The sequence below is a fragment of the Streptomyces sp. NPDC006309 genome, from assembly GCF_040613095.1.
Lineage (GTDB): Bacteria > Actinomycetota > Actinomycetes > Streptomycetales > Streptomycetaceae > Streptomyces.
On record NZ_JBEXRO010000020.1, the window covers coordinates 1 to 16,329 of the forward strand.

The 16,329-nt window shown below is 73.1% G+C and carries 15 protein-coding genes and 1 pseudogene; 9 read left to right on the plus strand and 7 right to left on the minus strand.

Features of this window, described 5'->3' with window-relative positions:
- Nucleotides 1–210, plus strand: a pseudogene (locus tag ABZ117_RS23835) (ATP-dependent helicase); the annotation flags it as partial.
- A 45-nt stretch (nucleotides 211–255) separates the two neighbouring features.
- Nucleotides 256–576, plus strand: a complete 321-nt coding sequence (locus ABZ117_RS23840) for a CBS domain-containing protein (protein ID WP_356823801.1) — start codon at nucleotides 256–258, stop codon at nucleotides 574–576.
- Between the two features lie 171 nt (nucleotides 577–747).
- On the opposite strand, the gene ABZ117_RS23845 is transcribed toward ABZ117_RS23840, so the two are convergent.
- The gene (locus ABZ117_RS23845; RefSeq protein ID WP_356823802.1) at nucleotides 748–1,803 is read right to left on the minus strand and encodes a LacI family DNA-binding transcriptional regulator; all 1,056 of its coding nucleotides are present in this window, start codon (nucleotides 1,801–1,803) and stop codon (nucleotides 748–750) included.
- Between the two features lie 311 nt (nucleotides 1,804–2,114).
- Between ABZ117_RS23845 and ABZ117_RS23850 the strand changes: the two genes are divergently transcribed.
- From ABZ117_RS23850 to ABZ117_RS23865, 4 genes are all read left to right on the plus strand, one after another.
- Nucleotides 2,115–3,443 carry an ABC transporter substrate-binding protein gene (locus ABZ117_RS23850; RefSeq protein ID WP_356823803.1) on the plus strand — a complete coding sequence of 443 codons (1,329 nt, stop codon included), beginning with the start codon at nucleotides 2,115–2,117 and terminating at the stop codon, nucleotides 3,441–3,443.
- A complete protein-coding gene (locus ABZ117_RS23855) occupies nucleotides 3,440–4,465 on the plus strand; it encodes a sugar ABC transporter permease (RefSeq protein WP_356823804.1) in 1,026 nt (341 codons plus the stop codon). Before ABZ117_RS23850 ends, ABZ117_RS23855 begins: the two co-directional genes overlap by 4 nt.
- Complete coding sequence (locus ABZ117_RS23860) at nucleotides 4,462–5,358, plus strand: carbohydrate ABC transporter permease (RefSeq protein ID WP_356823805.1); 897 nt, start codon at nucleotides 4,462–4,464, stop codon at nucleotides 5,356–5,358. Before ABZ117_RS23855 ends, ABZ117_RS23860 begins: the two co-directional genes overlap by 4 nt.
- Nucleotides 5,359–5,471: 113 nt before the next feature.
- Nucleotides 5,472–6,905, plus strand: a complete 1,434-nt coding sequence (locus ABZ117_RS23865) for a GH1 family beta-glucosidase (protein ID WP_356823806.1) — start codon at nucleotides 5,472–5,474, stop codon at nucleotides 6,903–6,905.
- Between the two features lie 99 nt (nucleotides 6,906–7,004).
- Here ABZ117_RS23865 and ABZ117_RS23870 read toward each other — a convergent pair whose 3' ends face one another.
- The 3 genes from ABZ117_RS23870 to ABZ117_RS23880 form a co-directional block, all read right to left on the minus strand.
- On the minus strand, nucleotides 7,005–8,435 hold the full coding sequence (locus tag ABZ117_RS23870; protein ID WP_356823807.1) for a cellulose binding domain-containing protein: 1,431 nt from the start codon (nucleotides 8,433–8,435) through the stop codon (nucleotides 7,005–7,007).
- A gap of 134 nt (nucleotides 8,436–8,569) precedes the next feature.
- On the minus strand, nucleotides 8,570–9,973 hold the full coding sequence (locus ABZ117_RS23875; protein WP_356823808.1) for a HAMP domain-containing sensor histidine kinase: 1,404 nt from the start codon (nucleotides 9,971–9,973) through the stop codon (nucleotides 8,570–8,572).
- The gene (locus ABZ117_RS23880; protein WP_356823809.1) at nucleotides 9,970–10,677 is read right to left on the minus strand and encodes a response regulator transcription factor; all 708 of its coding nucleotides are present in this window, start codon (nucleotides 10,675–10,677) and stop codon (nucleotides 9,970–9,972) included. The genes ABZ117_RS23875 and ABZ117_RS23880 overlap by 4 nt, the downstream gene beginning before the upstream one ends.
- Nucleotides 10,678–10,776: 99 nt before the next feature.
- Here ABZ117_RS23880 and ABZ117_RS23885 point away from each other — a divergent pair, with 99 nt between their 5' ends.
- A complete protein-coding gene (locus tag ABZ117_RS23885; protein WP_356823810.1) occupies nucleotides 10,777–11,313 on the plus strand; it encodes a hypothetical protein in 537 nt (178 codons plus the stop codon).
- A gap of 40 nt (nucleotides 11,314–11,353) precedes the next feature.
- On the opposite strand, the gene ABZ117_RS23890 is transcribed toward ABZ117_RS23885, so the two are convergent.
- Both ABZ117_RS23890 and ABZ117_RS23895 read right to left on the minus strand, forming a co-directional pair.
- The gene (locus ABZ117_RS23890) at nucleotides 11,354–12,223 is read right to left on the minus strand and encodes a fused MFS/spermidine synthase (protein WP_356823811.1); all 870 of its coding nucleotides are present in this window, start codon (nucleotides 12,221–12,223) and stop codon (nucleotides 11,354–11,356) included.
- Nucleotides 12,224–12,257: 34 nt separating this feature from the next.
- Nucleotides 12,258–12,653 carry a hypothetical protein gene (locus ABZ117_RS23895; RefSeq protein ID WP_356823812.1) on the minus strand — a complete coding sequence of 132 codons (396 nt, stop codon included), beginning with the start codon at nucleotides 12,651–12,653 and terminating at the stop codon, nucleotides 12,258–12,260.
- A 276-nt stretch (nucleotides 12,654–12,929) separates the two neighbouring features.
- Here ABZ117_RS23895 and ABZ117_RS23900 point away from each other — a divergent pair, with 276 nt between their 5' ends.
- Complete coding sequence (locus tag ABZ117_RS23900; protein ID WP_356823813.1) at nucleotides 12,930–14,402, plus strand: hypothetical protein; 1,473 nt, start codon at nucleotides 12,930–12,932, stop codon at nucleotides 14,400–14,402.
- Nucleotides 14,403–14,546: 144 nt separating this feature from the next.
- Here ABZ117_RS23900 and ABZ117_RS23905 read toward each other — a convergent pair whose 3' ends face one another.
- Entirely contained in the window at nucleotides 14,547–15,143 is a 597-nt protein-coding gene (locus tag ABZ117_RS23905) for a histidine phosphatase family protein (RefSeq protein WP_356823814.1), read from the minus strand.
- Between the two features lie 240 nt (nucleotides 15,144–15,383).
- Here ABZ117_RS23905 and ABZ117_RS23910 point away from each other — a divergent pair, with 240 nt between their 5' ends.
- Nucleotides 15,384–16,328, plus strand: a complete 945-nt coding sequence (locus ABZ117_RS23910; protein WP_356823815.1) for a phosphatase PAP2 family protein — start codon at nucleotides 15,384–15,386, stop codon at nucleotides 16,326–16,328.
- Nucleotide 16,329 lies beyond the last annotated feature (1 nt).

Consider the following 16,329-nt stretch of genomic DNA (forward strand, 5'->3'; position numbering starts at 1 on the left):
ATCCTCCCGCAGATCACCCAGGTCCGGCCCGGAGAGGCGGAACTGAACCGCATCACCGGCGCGCAGACCCCCTCCGGCATCCCGGTCGTCATCACCGCGCCGGTGACCGAACGCCCGGCGCGCGGCACCAACTCCCGCTCCCGGCGTGGACGCCCCTCGCAGTCGGCCCGCCGGCCCGCGCGGCGGCGGTCCGCCGAGACGGCTGCCTAGACAGCCTCGCCGGCAGGACACCACCACCCCATCGAGGAGGCACCCTTGGCATCCGTCATGACGCAGCTCCATCCGGCGAGCGCGACACCCCTCGATGCGGCGGTGGCCGACGCCACGGACTCGTCCGGCCCGAAGGCGTGGGGCGACATGACCGTCGAGATGGCCCTGTCCGTCATGGCCGGCGCCCGCATCGGGTACCTGCCCGTCTGCGACGAGGACGACCTGTGCACCGGCCTGGTCACCCAGGCCCAGCTCACCGTCGTCCGCGACAGCGCCACGTACACGGACCGGCTCCGTCTGCGCGACCTCATCGGACCTCTCCCGACGGCTCCCGCCGGGATGGCCGGCACCGGGTACGCGGCGTAGCGCAGGCCCCGCGTCGGGACGCCGGCAGGGCTGCCCACCGTTTCCGCGGGCACGTCGTGGCCGGTCGCGCGGTTCCCCGTGCACCTGGGGCGCCACTAGAACACGCTTGTCATCCAGCACCGTCGGCAGCACCATCCGGCGGTGCTGCCGGGCGTCACGAATCGGCGGGCGTCACGACGACGCCCGTGTCACCAGTTCCGTCGGCAGGACCGCCTGACGGCGGTCCAGGCCACGGGAGGCGGCCGGGCGGCGGTCGGCGATGTCCGTGAGGAGCAGTTCGATCATGGCGCGGCCCATCTCCTCGATGGGCTGGCGGACGCTGGTCATGGGCGGGTCCATGTGCCGGGCGATGGCCGAGTCGTCGTACCCGACCAGGGCGATGTCGTCGGGGATACGGCGGCCCGCCTCCCGCAGCACCTGCCGGGCGCCCGCCGCCATCACGTCCGAGCCGGCGAAGACCGCGTCCAGGTCGGGGTGCCGGTCGAGCAGGACCGTCATCGCGCGCCGGCCGCCCTCCTCGGTGAAGTCGCCCGTCTCGATGAGCCGTTCGTCCGCCGCGTGGCCCGCGTCACGCAGGGCCGCGCGGTAGCCGTCGACGCGCCGCTGGGCGCCGTAGACGTCCAGCCGTCCGGTGATGTGCGCGATCCGGCGGCGGCCCCGGCTCACCAGGTGCTCCACGGCCGAGCGGGCCCCGCCGTAGTTGTCCGAGTCCACTGACGTGAGCGTCTCGGCAGCCGAGCGCGGGCCGCTGATCACGGCCGGGATCTCCAGCTGGGCCAGCAGGTCGGGGAGCGGGTCGTCGGCGTGGACCGAGACCAGCAGTACACCGTCGACGCGATGGGCCGCGAGGTACTGGGCCAGGCGCCGGCGCTCCCGGTCGCTGCCGGCGAATATCAGCACCAGCTGCATCTCGGTGTCGGAGAGTTCGGAGCCGACCCCGCGCAGCATGTCCGAGAAGTAGGGCTCGGCGAAGAACCGGGTCTCCGGCTCGGGGACGACGAGCGCGATGGCGTCGGTGCGGTTGGCCGCGAGGGCGCGGGCTGCGGTGTTGGGGACGTAGCCGAGTTCGGCGACGGCCGCCTCGACCGCGGCGCGGGTGGCGTCGCTGACCCGGGGCGAGCCGTTGATCACCCGGGAGACCGTGCCGCGTCCGACCCCGGCCCGGGCGGCGACCTCTTCGAGCGTGGGCCGTCCCCCGCCCCGGCCCCGCCCTCCGTGGCTTGCCATGGCTCCGCCTCTCTCGACAGCAATTCCGGCTGGCTGGAATCTAACAGTCCTGGCCAGAGCGACGAGCGGCAGCGGGCGCCCGGCGCGGCCCAGTTAACACTCCGATAACTGAACGCATCCCTCCGCGTCCGGTCCCTTGACACCCCGCTCAGAAGCGACGACTCTTCAACTCATCACTCGTGGGAGCGCTCCCACAGTACCTGACACCTACATATCCCGCACGTTCCCCGCCCGAGCCGCAGCGAGTACGAACGGGCCCGATTCCATGCAGTTGGCCGGGGGGTCGGCACGTCAGGCAACAGGAGGACGAAATGCGCACGAGCATCCGCCGGTCACATCGGCTGCTGGCCCTCGCGGCCGTGGCCGCACTGACCACGGGGCTGCTGGCCGGCTGCGCCAACGACTCGGACAACGGCTCGTCGGACAACTCGGGTGGCAACGGCAGTGGCAAGGGCAAGATCACGCTGACCATCGGGACCTTCGGCGTCTTCGGCTACAAGCAGGCCGGCCTCTACGACGAGTACACGAAGCTGCATCCGGACATCAGCATCAAGGAAAACGTCACCACCCGTACCGACGTGTACTGGCCGAAGGTGCTCACCCGCCTCCAGGCGGGCTCCGGCACCGACGACATCCAGGCCATCGAGGTCGGCAACATCACCGAGGCCGTGCAGACCCAGGCGAACAAGTTCGTCGACCTCGGCAAGGAGGTCGACAAGTCGCAGTGGCTGGACTGGAAGCTCGCGCAGGCCACCACGAAGGACGGCAGGACCATCGGGCTCGGCACCGACATCGGGCCGATGGCGATCTGCTACCGCAAGGACCTGTTCCAGAAGGCCGGGCTGGAGACGGACCGCACCAAGCTGGCCGCCCAGTGGAAGGGCGACTGGGCCAAGTACGTCGACCTGGGCAAGAAGTTCATGAAGAAGGCGCCCGACGGCGCGAAGTTCGTGGACTCCGCGTCCTCCGTCTACAACGCGGCCCTCGGCGGCGGCGCCACCCGGTACTACGACAAGGACGGCAACGTCGTCTGGGACAGATCCGAAGGCGTGAAGAAGGCCTGGGACGCCGCGATGACGGTCGCCACCAGCGACATGTCGGCGAAGCTGAAGCAGTTCGACAAGCCGTGGGACCAGGGCTTCGCCAACGGCTCCTTCGCGAGCGTGGCCTGCCCGGCCTGGATGATGGGCTACATCGAGCAGAAGTCCGGTGACGCGGGCAAGGGCAACTGGGACGTGGCGGCGGCGCCCACCGCGGCCAACTGGGGCGGCTCCTTCCTCGGCGTGCCGACGGCGGGTGAGCACCAGAAGGAGGCCATCGCCCTGGCGAAGTGGCTGACCGCGCCGGAGCAGCAGGCGAAGGTCTTCGCCAAGCAGGCCAGCTTCCCGTCCACCCCGTCGGCCTACGCGAGCCTGAAGCCGGCCGCGGACACGACGGCGTACTTCTCGAACGCGCCGATCACGCAGATCTTCTCCGACTCGGCGAAGACGATCCCGACGCAGTACTTCGGGATCAAGGACCAGCCCATCAACACCGCGCTGACCGACGTGGGCATCCTCCAGGTCGAGCAGAAGGGCAAGTCGCCCGAGCAGGGCTGGGACGCCGCGAGGAACGAGATCAAGGACGTGCTCGGCCAGTGAGCAGCTCCAAGCAGGCACTCGCGCATCCCGCGTCGAGCGCCGAGGCCGCGCCCGGCACCCCGCCGGGCGCGGCCCGGGGCGCTCGCGGTCGCGGTGCGCCGGCGGGCGCCGACTCCTGGCGCAGCCGGTTCTACCGCTGGGACACGAAGGCGGCGCCGTACGCCTTCGTCGCCCCCTTCTTCGTGCTCTTCGGGGCCTTCTCCTTGATACCGCTGCTCTACACGGCCTGGTACTCGCTGCACGACGTGCAGCTGTCCTCGCTGGACCACCAGACCTGGGCGGGCCTGGACAACTACCGGAACCTGTTGTCCTCGGACTTCTTCTGGAACGCCCTGAAGAACACGTTCAGCATCGGCCTGATCTCGACCGTGCCGCAGCTGCTGGCCGCGCTGGGGCTGGCGCACCTGCTGAACTACAAGCTGCGCGGCTCCACCATGTGGCGCGTGGTGATGCTGACCCCGTACGCCACCTCGGTGGCCGCGGCGACCCTGGTGTTCACGCTGCTGTACTCGTGGGACGGCGGCATGGTCAACTGGGTCCTGCACTTCTTCGGGGTGGACCCGGTCAACTGGCGTGAGTCGGACTGGGGTTCGCAGTTCGCGGTGTCCTCGATCGTGATCTGGCGGTGGACCGGCTACAACGCGCTGATCTATCTGGCGGCCATGCAGGCCATCCCGGCCGACCTGTACGAGTCGGCGGCGATCGACGGCGCGAACCGCTGGCAGCAGTTCCGGCACGTGACGGTCCCCCAGCTGCGGCCGACGATCCTGTTCACGGTCGTCGTCTCCACCATCGGCGCGACCCAGCTCTTCGGTGAGCCGCTGCTGTTCGGCGGGGTCAGCGGCTCCAAGGGCGGCTCCGAGCACCAGTACCAGACGCTCGGTCTGTACATGTACGACCAGGGCTGGATCATCGGCAACCTCGGGAAGGCGTCCGCGATCGCCTGGTCGATGTTCCTGCTCCTGCTGATCATCGCCGCGGTCAACCTGCTGCTCACCCGACGGCTGAGGAAGTCCCAATGAGCCAACTGACCGTTCCCCGGGCCGGGCGCCGGGAAGGAAAGGCGCCGCGGCAGCGCGGTCGCATGGGCGCCGGCAAGCAGCTGCACGCGGGCCCCGTGACGTACCTCGTACTGGCCGTGTTCGCACTGGTCTCGCTGGCCCCGCTGGTGTGGACGGCGATCGCGGCCTCCCGCACCGACCGGCGACTGGCCCAGACCCCGCCGCCGCTGTGGTTCGGCGGCAACCTGTTCCGCAACCTGGAGGCGGCCTGGAGCCAGGCGGGGCTCGGCACCGCGATGCTCAACTCGGTGATCGTGGCGGGCACGATCACCGTGAGCACGGTGCTGTTCTCCACGCTGGCCGGGTTCGCCTTCGCCAAACTGCGGTTCCGGTTCTCCGGCGTGCTGCTGCTGCTGACCATCGGCACGATGATGATCCCGCCGCAGCTGGCCGTCGTACCGCTGTATCTGTGGATGTCGAATCTGGGCTGGTCCAACCAGCTCCAGACGGTGATCCTGCCGAGCCTGGTGACCGCGTTCGGCACGTTCTTCATGCGGCAGTACCTGGTGCAGGCGCTGCCCAGCGAGCTGATCGAGGCGGCCCGGGTGGACGGGGCAAGCAGCCTGCGGATCGTCTGGCACGTCGTCTTCCCGGCCGCGCGGCCGGCGATGGCGGTGCTCGGCCTGCTGACGTTCGTGTTCGCGTGGAACGACTTCCTGTGGCCGATCATCGCCCTGACCCAGCAGAACCCGACCGTGCAGGTCGCCCTGAACGCGCTCGGCACCGGTTACGTCCCCGACCAGGCGGTGATCATGGCGGGCGCGCTGCTGGGCACGCTGCCGCTGCTGATCGCCTTCCTGCTGTTCGGCAAGCAGATCGTGGGCGGGATCATGCAGGGCGCGATCAAGGGCTGATCCGCCCGCCCGACCGTGCCCGCACGACTTCCCGGGGGCCGGGCCACCGCCGTCCCGGCCCCTTCTTCCCCCTCATCCGTCGGCCCCTTCCGACCGTAAATGGGAGCGCTTCCATGCCTGACTCCGTTCCGTCGTCCGTGACCTTCCCGCCCGCCTTCCTCTGGGGCGCAGCGACCTCGGCGTACCAGATCGAGGGGGCGGTGCGGGAGGACGGCCGCACCCCCTCGATCTGGGACACGTTCAGCCATACGCCGGGCAAGACGGCCGGCGGGGAGACGGGGGACGTCGCGGTCGACCATTACCACCGCTACCGCGACGACGTGGCGCTGATGGCGGAGCTGGGCCTGAACGCCTACCGCTTCTCCGTCTCGTGGTCCCGGGTGCAGCCGACGGGCCGCGGGCCGGCGGTCCAGCGGGGCCTGGACTTCTACCGCCGGCTGGTCGACGAGCTGCTGGCGGCCGGCATCAAGCCGGCGGTCACCCTCTACCACTGGGACCTGCCGCAGGAGCTGGAGGACGCGGGCGGCTGGCCGGAGCGGGACACCGCGTTCCGGTTCGCCGAGTACGCGCAGCTCGTCGGCGAGGCGCTCGGCGACCGGGTGGAACAGTGGATCACCCTCAACGAGCCCTGGTGCAGCGCCTTCCTGGGCTACGCCTCCGGCGTGCACGCCCCCGGCCGCACCGACCCGGCGGCCTCCCTGCGCGCGGCCCACCACCTCAACCTGGGTCACGGCCTGGCGGCCTCGGCCCTGCGGTCGGCCATGCCGGCCCGCAACCAGATCGCGGTCAGCCTCAACTCCTCGGTCGTACGGCCCCTCACCCAGGACCCGGCCGACCTGGCGGCGGCCCGCCGCATCGACGACCTCGCCAACGGCGTCTTCCACGGCCCGATGCTGCACGGCGCGTACCCGCAGACGCTGCTCGCCGCGACCGCCTCGGTCACCGACTGGTCGTACGTCCTCGACGGCGACGTCCGCACGATCAACGCGCCGCTGGACGCACTCGGCCTCAACTACTACACCCCGGCTCTGGTCTCGGCCGTCTCCGGGGACGTCAAGGGCCCCCGGGCGGACGGCCACGGGACGAGCGACCACTCCCCCTGGCCCGCCGCCGACGACATCCTCTTCCACCAGACCCCCGGCGAGCGCACGGAGATGGGCTGGACGATCGACCCGACGGGCCTGTACGACCTGCTGATGCGCTACTCGCGAGAGGCCCCCGGGCTCCCGCTCTACATCACCGAGAACGGCGCGGCCTACGACGACAAGCCCGACGCCGAGGGCCGCGTCCACGACCCCGAGCGCATCGCCTACCTCCGCGGCCACCTCGCGGAGGTACGGCACGCCATCGCCGACGGCGCCGATGTGCGCGGCTACTTCCTGTGGTCCCTGATGGACAACTTCGAGTGGTCGTACGGCTACGGCAAGCGGTTCGGCGCGGTGTACGTGGACTACGCGACGCTGGAGCGCACCCCGAAGTCCAGCGCGCGGTGGTACGGCGAGGCGGCGCGGACCGGGACGCTGCCGTCGGTGGAGTCCCTGGCCTGAGCGTCCCGGGCGCGGCCCGTCGGGGGGCGGGCCGCGCCCGGAGGGGGATACCGGCCGGGGGGATACCGGCCGGGGGGGTGCCGGGGTGCCGGCCGGGTGTTACTTGTACGCGCCGAACGCCTTGGCGAACGCGTTCGTGTCCTGGCTGATGGAGCTGCACGTGGCGTCGGCGGTGGACTTGGGGCCGCCGGCGCACTGCTTGTCGCGGGTCGCGGACCACATGGAGAGCCAGCCGATCCCCTTGGACCTGGCGAAGTCCACCAGCTGGGTGGCGTCCTCGACCTTGAAGACCTCGGAGGAGACGTCGTTGACGCCGATCATCGGAGTGACCGCGACGGCCTTCCAGGCGGCGGAGTCGGACAGCCCCAGCACGCTCTTGATCTGGGCCTGCGTGGCGGTGGCGGCCTGCTCGGCGTAGGTACCCATGTCGCCGCTGTACGAGGGGCCGTAGTCCATCGCCATGATGTTGACGGTGCCGATCTCGACGCCGTTGGACTTGGCGTCGGACAGCAGGTTCACACCGTCCTGGGTGAGGCCCTCGGGCATCACCGGGAGGGTGAAGGAGACGTCCAGGCCGGGGTGCTGGGCCTGGAGCTTGGCGATGGCTCGGGCGCGGCGGGTGTTGGCCGCGGTGTTGGGCAGCGCGCCGCCCTCGACGTCGAAGTCGACCTTGGTCAGTCGGAAAGCGTCGACCACCTTGCCGTACGCCGTCGCCAGCGCGTCCGCCGAGGAGCAGGTGGTGGCCAGCTCGGAGCCGGAGGCACCGCCGAAGGAGACGCGGACGTCACCGCCCTTGGCGCGCAGGGAGCCGATCTGCGCGGCCACGCCGTCGCTGTTGACGTCGGTCACGCCGCCCCACTTGGGGGTGCAGCCGCCGCCGTCGTTGACGAAAGCGAGGTTGTAGTTCTTCACGCCGGTCGCGTCGGCGGCACCGAGGAGGTCGAAGGCCGGGTAGAGGGAGGTGTCGACGTAGGGGGCGAAACCGGCGTCGGAGGTGGTGCCGGTTCCGGTGCCGCCGGTGGGGGTGGTGGCGGGCGCCGGGGTCGACGCGGTGGGGGCCGGGGTGGTCTGCGTGGGCCGGCCGCTCGGCTCGGGGGTGGCGCCGCCGTCCGCGGAACACCGGGTGTCGTCGATCCGGCAGCCCGTCGGGTCGCCGCTGCCGTCGACCACGAAGCCGACCGTCACCGACTTGCCGGGGGCCAGGCCGTCGGTGTCCCACGTGGCCGGCTTCACGGTGACGTGCTGGCCGGTCACGCTGGACCGGGCGTTCCACAGGGAGCCGAGCTTGGCGCCCGCCGGGAGGTCGAACTCCAGCGTCCAGGTCTTCTCGGTCTGACCGGTGGTGTTGGTGACGACGTACTGGGCGGAGTACCCGGTGGACCAGTCGCTGGTCCGGGTGTAGGCGGCGTTCACCGCGGCCGCGTTGGCGGTGCCGGTGAGCAGGACCGCGCCGCCGCCGATCACCGCGGCGGCCACCAGTCCGCCTATCGCCTTGTTCCTGCCGCTGATCCTGCGCCGGTGCGTGCTCATGCGCGTGCCTGCCTCTACTGCTCACGGGGGGTTCACAGGGCTTTCCCGACCTGTGGGGATGCGGCAGCACGCTAGCGGGCCCGATTCGGACAATTGGCTTGTCCGGGGCGGTGGTTGCCGGGTTTATGGCGCGCTTAAGGAAGCGATCGGGATCGGTTAATGGTCGGGACCAGCCGGCGGGGCCGGCGTCGGCGCACCGCTCCCCGGTGGCCCCGGCCCACCGGTGCCCGCCCGTCCAGCTGGAGCCGGATCCGCACCTCGGTGCCGCCCAGGACCGAGCCGCCGATGCGGACGTCGCCACCGGTGGACTCGGCCAGCCGGCGCACGATGTCCAGGCCGAGGCCGGTCGAACCGGCGTTCCCGGAACCCCGGCCGCGGGCCATCGCCGCCTCCGGGTCGGGTATGCCCTGGCCCGCGTCGGAGACCAGCACGATCACCGCGTCGTCGCCGTTGTGCACGTCGACCGCGAAGGCGGTGCCCTCGGGGGTGTGCCGGAAGACGTTGCCGAGCAGGGCGTCGAGGGCGGCGGCGAGGTCGGCGCGGGCCACGGGCACGCGGACCGGCCGGTCGGCGCCGGCCACCCGCCATGTGCGGCCCTCGTCCTCGGCCAGCGCGGACCAGAACTCCATGCGCTCGCGCACCACCGCGGCCACGTCGCACCCGGCACCGGGTCCGGCGGCGGCCGTCTGGGGCTTGGCCTGGCGGGCCGTGCGGATGATGGTGTCGACCTCGTGCTCCAGCTGGGCGACGGCCGCCCGGGTCTGCTCGGCGGCCGGCCCGGCCCCGAGGGAGGCGGCGTTGAGCCGGAGGACGGTGAGCGGGGTGCGCAGCCGGTGCGAGAGGTCGGCCGCCAGCTCGCGCTCGTTGGCGAGGAGCTGGACCACCTGGTCGGCCATGGCGTTGAACGCGGCGGCGGCGAGCCGCAGTTCGGTCGGGCCGTCCTCCGGCACCCGGGCGCCCAGCTTGCCCTCGCCCAGCTGGTGCGCGCCCTCGACCAGGCGCCGTGCGGGCCGCACCATGCGCACCCCGAGCCGGTCGGCGACCGCGACCGAGCCGACGATCAGCGCGAGGCCGACGGCCGCGAGCACCGCCCAGGCCGTGCCGACGCCGTTGGTCACCTCGGCCTCGGGGACGTACACCTCGACCACGGCGATCGCGCCGGAACCGAGCGCGACCGGCTGGAGCAGGACGGAGCCGCCGGGCACGGAGCCGACGGAGGCGCGGCCGAGTCTGCGCACGGCCTGGATGTCGCGGCCGGCGGCGCGCTGCCGGCCGAGGTCGAGCGCGGCCCGGCCGCCGTCGGCGGGCAGGTGCACGGCCATCCCGGAGTCGGCGCCGGCCGAGGCCACCACCCGCTCCAGCTCGTCCCGGTCGGTGGTGATGGACAGGGCGGGCGCGACCGCGGCGGCCTCCCGCTCGGCGCCCGCGAAGGCGCGGTCGCGGGCCATCTCCTTGACGACCAGGCCCAGCGGCACGGCGAACGCGACCACGACCATCGTGGTGACGGCCAGGCAGACCTTGACCAGGGCCCACCTCATCGCGGCGCCTCCCCGGCCACCGGGGGTTCGAGCTTCACACCGACCCCGCGCAGGGTGTGCAGATAGCGCGGCCGGGCCGCCGTCTCCCCCAGTTTCCGGCGCAGCCAGGACAGATGGACGTCGATGGTCTGGTCGTCGCCGTAGGACTGCTGCCAGACCTCGGCGAGGAGTTCCCGGCGGGCGACGACGACACCGGGCCGGCCGGCCAGGAAGGCGAGCAGGTCGAACTCGCGGCGGGTCAGGTCGAGCCGGACGCCGTCGAGTTCGGCCTGGCGGCGCAGCGGGTCGACGGTGAGCCCGCCGACGCGGAGCACGTCGCAGGGCGGGGGTTCCGCGCCGGCGGAGCGGGCCCGGCGCAGCACGGCGGCCATGCGGGCGGAGAGGTGCTCGACGGAGAACGGCTTGACGAGGTAGTCGTCCGCTCCGGCGTTGAGCAGCCGGACGATCTCCGTCTCGTCGTCCCGGGCGGTGGCGATGATGACGGGCACGTCGGTGATGCCGCGCAGCATCTTCAGGGCCTCGGAGCCGTCCAGGTCGGGCAGTCCGAGGTCCAGGACGACCAGGTCGAAGCGGAGCTGGGCGACCTCGCGCAGCGCCTCCAGCGCCGTGCCGACACTGCGCACGGTGTGGGCGGCGTCGGTCAGGTGCCGGATGAGCGCCGAGCGTACGAACTGGTCGTCCTCGACCACGAGAACACTTGCCATGCGCCGCACCGTACGCCATGCGGGCGGAGCGGGGCGGGTGCCTGTGGACAACCCGGGACAGGTGCGGACGGCCGTCCCCCTGGGGCAGTATGGCCCGCGATGCGCAGAGGACTCGTACACGTACTGGCGTGGCTGCTCGCGACGGGAGCGGCGGTCACGCTGTCGTGGTGGGGCGTGCACACGGTGATGGCGGGGACGGCCTACGAGCCGCCGCGGGCCCTGTCGGCCGCGGCGGCCGGCGCGGCCACCCGGCGCCCGCAGTCACCGGCCCCGGAGCCGCCGGCCTCACCGACCGTCCCGCCGTCGCCGTCCGGGAGTCCGTCGTCCGGGCCGCCGGCGGCCACGCCCTCGCGGGCACCGGCCCCCGCCACCACCTCCGCCTCCGCCTCCCCCACCGTCGCGGCCCCGGCCGCCGGCCGGGTCAGGGCCTACGACACCGACGGCGGCCGGGCGGTCTTCGACCTGGGCGCCTCGAGCGCGACCCTCGTGTCGGCGACCCCGGGGACCGGCTGGTCCATGCAGGTGTGGAGGACGACGGCGTGGATCCGGGTGGAGTTCACCCGGGACGCGGACCGGGTGTCGGTGTTCTGCACCTGGCACGACGGCCCGCCACGGGTCGAGATCGGAACCTACTGACCGGCCGGCCGGGTTCCCGGCCGGCCCGGGGCGCGGAGCCCTACTGGAACACCGAGGGCGGCGGGGCGGGGGAGGCCACCGCCACATCGTCCGTCACGGGTACCGCGCCACCGGTGAAGTCGGTGAGCCGGGGGCCGTGTTCGACCCGGGCGGAGTGCGGGTCGCAGGCGGCGCGCCGGGTGAGTTCGGCGAGCGGCAGCGGCAGGTCGGAGGCGACCAGGACGGCGTTGCCGAAGCGTTTGCCGCGCAGGACGGCCGGGTCGGCGATGAGGGCGAGTTCACCGAACCGGGCGGCCGCGGTGGCGACCTGGCCGCGCAGGTGCGCGAGCGGCGGGCCGTCGGCCAGGTTGGCCGCGTAGACGCCGGAGGGCTTCAGCGCGCGGCGGACCTCGTCCAGGAACTCGGTGGAGGTGAGGTGGGCGGGGGTGCGGGCCCCGCTGAAGACGTCGGCGACGACCAGGTCGGCCCAGCCGTCCGGCACCTTGGCGAGTCCCGCCCGGGCGTCCGTCGCCCGCACCCGGATGCGGGCCTGGGGGTCGAGCGGCAGTTCGCGCCGGACCAGCTGGACCAGGCTCGCGTCCCGTTCGACGACCTGCTGGGTGGAGCGGGGCCGGGTCGCGGCGACGTACCGGGCGAGGGTGAAGGCGCCGCCGCCGAGGTGCACGGCGTGCACCGGTCTGCCGGGCGGGGCGGCGAGGTCGATGACGTGGCCGATGCGGCGCTGGTACTCGAAGGAGAGGTACGCGGGATCGTCCAGGTCGACGTGCGACTGGGGTGCCCCGTCGATCAGGAGCGTCCAGGCGCGGGCGCGGTCCGGGTCGGGTACGAGCCGCGCGAGCCCGCCGTCGACCGGTTCCTCGACGGCCGCGGCGGGGGCCGACCCGCGGCGTGTGTTCCTCGACCTGCCCATCCGCCCATTTTCGCAGCTGCCGCGGGCTCCCGTGTCACCGGCGGCTGTCGGCCGCCTCGATCAGCCGGGCCGCCTCCCCGAGAGCCCGGCGCAACTCCGCCGGGTCGGTGGCGCGGTCGGCGTCGCCGGGCGGCAGCAGCCAGTCCGAGCCCGCGACGGGCGGCTCGGGGGCCAGGCGCAGTCCGCGCCCGTCCGTCTCGGTGCAGGTGCTGCCCGGCACGTCCCAGCCGGCCGCCGTACCGGCCGGCACCACGAAACCGAGGGTGCCGCAGCCGTCGTCGTGCAGGACGGGCCCCACCGCGTCGCAGGCGCCGCGGCGCAGGATGTCGACCGCCTCCAGGCCCTGCCGGGCCGGTACCGTCACGAGGTCGCACCCCTCCTCGGACGGCGACCCCGGCATCCGGGGATCCTTGCTCTGGCTGCTCTCCATGCCGGCCTCCACCACACAGCCCACTCGCGGTCCATGGAGTCCAACGCGTGAGCGCGTCAACGGCTACGGCACAAGTCCGCCGCAAAGGATGGCACTTCATGGCAGATCGTGCGTGAGATGACCGTTTTGTAGGCAAACGCCGTGCGAGCGGTCCCGCACAGCGGGTACGTTCAGGCCCGCCGGACCCAGGGCGTCACACGGACATCCCGTCCCGCGGACCGCCCCCGGGCCCGGCGCGGTTCGACGCTTCCACGGTTCGCACGAGAGGACCCGGTCATGACGTCGTCCACGGTGACCTCGTCACACCCCGAACGGCCGCCCCGGCCGAACCTCGCCTTCCGGCGGCTGCGCGGCCGGCGCTCACCGGCCGAGTTCGCGGCGCTGGTCCGGCGGGCGGCGCGCGAGATCGGTGAGCGGGTGAGCTGTGACGCGCGTTACGTCGGCCGGGTCGAGGCGGGTGAGATCCGCTGCCCCAACTACGCGTACGAGCGGGTGTTCCTGCACATGTTCCCCGGCCGCACGCTGACCGACCTCGGCTTCGCGCCCCGTTCGGCCGTCCGCGGGCGCGCGGCGCGTACGGCCGGGCAGGCGCGCGTGGTGCCCGATGAGACGCGCGGGGCCCGCGGTCCGTATGACACACAGAACCCGCACGACCCGGCCGGCCCGGATCCCTCGGGCGACCCGCACGAACCGTACGAGAACGACCCCTGGAACCACGAGGAGAGCGACGTGCTGCGTCGCGCGTTCATGACCGGCACAGGCGCCACGGTGGCCGCCGCCACGCTGGCCCCGCTGGGGCTCACCACCGGTGCCGCGGCGGCGGGGCGGCCGCCCCGCCGCGTCGGCGTCCCCGAGGCGGCCGCCCTGGAGGAGGCCGTCCGCCGCATCCGGCTGCTCGACGACCGGCACGGCGCGGACGGCCTCTACCGGCGTGCGGCGGCTCCGCTGCGCGCGGCGTACGCGCTGCTGGACGCCGGCGCGACCCGGCAGACGACCACCGACCGGCTGCACGCGGGTGCCGGGGAACTCGCCATCTCCGTGGGCTGGCTGGCCCACGACTCCGGCCGCTTCGACGACGCCCGCTCCCACTACGCCGAGGCGCTGGCCACGGCCCGCATGACCGGCGACCCGGGGCTGGAGGCGCACGCCTTCTGCAACAGCGCGTTCCTGGCCCGGGACGCCGGCCGCCCGCGGGAGGCGGTCCGGGCCGCGCAGGCCGCGCAGCGCGCCGGCCGCGCCCTCGGCTCCGACCGGCTGATGTCCCTGCTCGCGCTGCGCGAGGCGGGCGGCTGGGCGGGGCTCGCCGACCGCACCGGCTGCGAGCAGGCGCTGACCCGCGCGCAGGCCCTGTTCGCGCGGGGCCGCTCGGACGCGGACCCCGAGTGGATGAGCTTCTACGGTGAGGCCGAACTGGAGGGACTGGAAGCGCAGTGCTGGTCCGCCCTGGGCGACTGGCGGCGGGCGTCCCGGCACGCGCGGCGCGCGGCGCGGCTCCAGGATCCGCACTTCACCCGCAACATCGCGCTCTACACCGCGGAACTGGCCGGCGACCTGGCCCACGAGGGCCGTCCCGACGAGGCCGCCGAGGCGGGGCTGCGGGTACTGGGCCTGCTGGACCAGGTCCAGTCCTCCCGCATCCGGACGATGCTGGCGGTCACGGCCCGAACCCTGCTCCCGCACCGCCGCGCGCCGGGCGTCACGGACTTCCTGGACCGCCACGCGTCGCTGCCGCGAACCGGCCGGGCGTAGGACACGGTCGACGGACCGGGGAGCACATCCGGGGCGGGCGTCCGCCCTGAGGCGTACGTCACCGCGCGCCGCCCCGTCCGCCGACCCCGGCGGGCATGACCGTTGCCGGGACCTACGCCACCCGGCCCCGCTCCGGTGGTGGCCCTAGACCGCCATATGGCCCACGTCGTTCCAGGTCTCGATCGCCGGTTCGCCGTAGGCCCAGCTCAGTACGGACAGTGACGTCGGGTTCAGCCGTATCCGGGCGGCGAAGTCCAGGGGCAGGCCCAGCCACCGCGCTCCGATCGAGCGCAGGACGTGCCCGTGGGCGAAGACCAGCACGTCCCGGTCGGCCGAGCGCGCCCAGGACACCACCTCGTCCGCGCGCGCGGTCACCTCGGCCGGGGTCTCGCCCTCCGGGACGCCGTCCCGCCAGATCAGCCACCCGGGCCGGGCGGCCTGGATCTCGGCGGGGGTCATGCCCTCGTACGCGCCGTAGTCCCACTCCATGAGCGTGTCCCACACCGTGGCACGGTCACCGAAGCCGGCCAGTTCGCACGTCTCGCGCGCCCGGGAGAGCGGGCTGGTGCGCACCTCCGCGTCCGCCAGCCCGTCCAGCGGAGCGCGGTGCAGCCGCTTGCCGAGCAGCTTGGCCCCGCGCCGGCCCTCCTCCAGCAACGGCACGTCGGTCCTGCCGGTGTGCTTGCCGGACAGCGACCAGGCCGTCTGTCCGTGCCGGGCCAGCAGGATGCGCGGTGCCATGGGAGACCTTCCGGGACGGTGGCGCCGACACGGACGCCACGAAAAACGTGTGCATGCGGTCCCTCCATCATCGCGCACCGCCCTCCGGCGCAACCCGGCGGGCGATCCCGGCGTCTTCGAGGGCTGGAACGGCCACCGGTGCGCAAGTGGGAGCGCCCTCATGGGCGGTGTTCGGACACCGTAAAGTGGCACGGTCGCCCGCCGGGGCGCGCCGTACAGCAGAAGGGGGAGGGCGATCGGATGCCGCAGACCGAGACACCGGACACCGAGGAGGCCCCGCGATCCCGGTTGCGCTGGTGGACGGAACTGCCGCTGATCCTGCTGGTCTACGGCTGCTACTCGGCCGGCCGGCTCCTCGCGCGCGGTGACGTCACCAGCGCCGTCGACCACGGACTGGCGATCCTGCGCATCGAGAAGGCCCTGCACCTGAACGCCGAACACCCGCTGAACCGGCTGTTCACCCGGGAGACCTGGCTCGGCGTGCCGGCCGACTTCTGGTACGCCTCGCTGCACTACCTCGTCACGCCCGCCATCCTGGTCTGGATGTTCCGCGCGCGTGCCCGCCACTACCGGGCCGCCCGCACCTGGCTGATGACGTCCACGTTCATGGGGCTGATCGGCTTCACGCTGCTGCCGACCTGCCCGCCCCGCCTGCTCTCCGCCGGCCACGGCTTCGTGGACACGATGGCGCAGTACAGCTCGTACGGCTGGTGGGGCGCCCAGGCCAGCGCGCCGCGCGGCATGGGCGGCATGACCAACCAGTACGCGGCGATGCCGAGCCTGCACGTGGGCTGGGCGCTGTGGTGCGGGGTGATGCTCTGGCGGTACGGCGGCTCACGCCTGACGAAGATCGTCGGCGTCGCCTACCCGCTGCTGACCGCGCTCGTGATCATGGGCACCGCCAACCACTACCTCCTGGACGCGGTCGCGGGCGTCGCCGTGATGGGCGCCGGTTTCCTGCTGGCGCCGCGGGTGACGCGGGCCGCGGACCTGGTCCGGTCCCGCCTGTCCCGGCCCGCCCCGGCGGTCCCGGGCGCCACCGGTTCCCCGATTGTCAGTGCCGGATGCCAGACTTCCGCGGGTGAGCGAATTCCACGGCAGCGCGCGTCATCGCCCGACCTCGCGGCCGGACCGGACGTCTCCCCCACCAACACGGGAGAAGGGGCTCCGGCACCGGCTCGCTGAG